This window comes from Mesorhizobium sp. M7A.F.Ca.CA.004.06.1.1, assembly GCF_003999135.1.
In the GTDB taxonomy this organism is placed as follows: Bacteria; Pseudomonadota; Alphaproteobacteria; order Rhizobiales; family Rhizobiaceae; genus Mesorhizobium.
This window is the reverse complement of sequence record NZ_RZPQ01001092.1, coordinates 1-1400: the sequence shown is the minus strand read 5'-3', so window position 1 is coordinate 1400 and position 1400 is coordinate 1. Positions and strand designations below refer to the sequence as shown.

1 protein-coding gene and 1 pseudogene are annotated in these 1400 nt (G+C 66.1%); both read left to right on the top strand.

Features of this window, described 5'->3' with window-relative positions; genetic code table 11:
- Positions 1-847 (top strand): ATP-dependent helicase C-terminal domain-containing protein (locus tag EN906_RS34125; RefSeq protein ID WP_164777605.1); only part of this gene is annotated, 847 nt, incomplete at its 5' end.
- A gap of 118 nt (positions 848-965) precedes the next feature.
- Positions 966-1400: pseudogene (locus tag EN906_RS34120) on the top strand (sensor histidine kinase); the annotation flags it as partial.

Genomic DNA, 1400 nt, shown 5'->3' with positions numbered 1-1400 from the left:
TCCGCTGGCGGGCGAGCCGTTTCTGGTCGTCGCCGACCTGCAGGGCAAGGCACAGAATGCACGCATCACGGCGGCGGCAGCGATCGGCGAGGACGATGTCCGCGCCGCGCTGGCGGACAGGATCGAGGTCCGCCGTGAAACGAGCTTCGACCGCGACAAGCGCGCCGTGCGCGTCCGCGAAACCGTGCGCCTTGGCGCCATCACGCTTGCCGAGCGCATGCTGCCGCCGCCAATCGGTGCTGACGCCGACCGCGACGTCCTCGATGCGGTGCGCCAGCACGGGCTGTCGCTGCTGACCTGGAGCAAGGAGGCGCAAACGCTGCGCCAGCGGCTTGGCTGGTTGCATCGAGGCCTTGGCGCGCCCTGGCCCGACATGGCGGATGACGCCCTCATCGAGCGCCTCGACGACTGGCTGCTGCCTTACCTGTCCGACGCGGCATCCTTTGCCGCCATCGATGCGGGCGTTGTCTCGGCCGGGCTGGCCAGCCTCGTGCCACACGATCTGCAGCGCAGGATCGATACGCTGGCGCCGACCCATTTCGGTGCTCCGTCGGGCAGCCATGTGCCGATCCGCTATGACGGCGAATGGCCGGTGCTGGCGATTCGCGTGCAGGAGCTGTTCGGCCTCGACCGCCATCCTTCGATCGCCAATGGCGCCGTGCCGCTGACGCTCGAACTCCTGTCGCCGGCACACCGGCCGATCCAGACGACGCGCGACCTGCCCGGCTTCTGGCGGGGCTCCTGGGCCGATGTGCGCGCCGACATGCGCGGCCGCTATCCCAAGCATGTCTGGCCGGAAAACCCGCTGCTCGCGACCGCCACCGCCCGCGCCAAACCCAGAGCATGATCCCAAAAAGTGGAAGCCGGTTTTTGGAAAAGATCATGCTCAAACAAGAAGTAGAGCCCCGTTCCGACTCCTCGGATTGGGGCGGTACCTAGCGTTTGCCGCTTCGCGGCTGTAACTCATGGCCATGATCAACGTTTTGCGTTCGCCCGATTTCCAGCAGAGCCAGAGATTGCGCCTCAACACGCTGATCCGGTTGCGCTGGCTTGCCATTGTCGGTCAGAGCCTGACGGTGCTCGTCGTCGCCTATGGGCTGAAGTTTCCGCTGCCGGTCAGCCTCTGCTTTGCCCTGATCGCCTGTTCGGCATGGATGAACCTGTTTCTCGCCTTCCGCTTTCCGGCGGCGCACCGGCTCACGCCGCTTGCCGCCTTCGGCATCCTCATCTTCGACAGCCTGCAGCTTGCCGGCCTGCTCTATATGACCGGTGGCCTCACCAACCCGTTCTCGCTGCTCATGACCGTGCCTGTCGTCATTTCGGCGACATCGCTGCCCCTGCGCCTGACCGCCATCCTCGGCGGGCTGGTCATGTCGGCGGCGACCTTTCTGGTCTTTGTC